We start from the raw sequence: 267 nt of genomic DNA on the forward strand, positions 1-267 counted from the left end.
CTTACTTAGAGCGCTTTCATAAAGCATTTCCCGGCGCGCATATCAAAGTAATCAACCAAACGTCCATGAAATGTGCCGAGCTTCTGCGAAACGGACTTGTAGATCTTACTGTTGTAAACTTTCCGAACAATCACCTCGGAACAACAACTTCCGTTATGCGCATCAAAAAATTCAGAGACGTGTTTATCGCCGGAAATACTTTCCAAAAACTAAAAGGAGAAACTCTGACTTTCTCCCAACTGTTGAAATATCCCATCTTAATGCTGG

General features: G+C 41.6%; 1 protein-coding gene. It reads left to right on the forward strand.

The window, feature by feature from the left end; all coding sequences use genetic code 11:
- Nucleotides 1–267: type 2 periplasmic-binding domain-containing protein (locus tag NE668_RS09815; RefSeq protein ID WP_256196786.1), on the forward strand; the 267-nt coding region annotated here is incomplete at both ends.

Source organism: Veillonella parvula (assembly GCF_024461875.1).
GTDB lineage: Bacteria > Bacillota > Negativicutes > Veillonellales > Veillonellaceae > Veillonella > Veillonella parvula_I.